Here is a 550-nt window from a genome sequence, read left to right as displayed (position 1 = left end):
GGTCGAGAGAAAGACGCGCTACGTCGCCCTGTACCGCAACGAGGATCGCCGGTCGCGCCGTGTTCTGGGCCGGCTGGCCGGACTGCTCGGTCCCCTGCCAGCGCCGGCCCGTCGTTCGGTCACGTTCGACCGGGGCCTCGAGTTCCTTGCCTGGCGTGAGCTGACGAAGGCCACCAAGATCGACGTCTGGTTCTGCGATCCGCAGGCCCCGCATCAGAAGGGCGCCGTCGAGATTGCGAACGGGCGCATCCGGCGCTGGTTGCCGTCAGAGACGCCGGTCGCGGATCTGGCCGAGGACGCGCTCGCGAAGCTCTGCGCCCGTCTGAACGGCACGCCGCGGAAGTGTCTCGACTACGCGACCCCGGCGGAAGCCTTCGCCGCAGAGATGAAACGGGTCAGTGAGGAACCGGAGCCGTGTCGCAACCAGGGTTGAGTCCTCACAGGTGCGCGCTATTTCCAACTGCGACTTTTGTTTGATGACAATGCTTTGTCGGATCACAGGAGTTAGAAGATGAGACGGAAGTACGCACAGTTGAGGGTGGACGAGCGA

General features: G+C 64.5%; 1 protein-coding gene. It reads left to right on the top strand.

Going from position 1 to position 550, the window contains the following annotated elements:
• The coding region (locus tag Q1A87_RS23725) for an IS30 family transposase (RefSeq protein ID WP_299657339.1) at positions 1 to 433 on the top strand (433 nt) is incomplete at its 5' end.
• Positions 434 to 550: the final 117 nt, after the last annotated feature.

It is taken from the genome of uncultured Jannaschia sp. (assembly GCF_947494055.1).
GTDB lineage: Bacteria > Pseudomonadota > Alphaproteobacteria > Rhodobacterales > Rhodobacteraceae > Jannaschia.
Note: the sequence above shows the minus strand (reverse complement) of the source record. Positions and strands in the feature narration are given on the sequence as shown.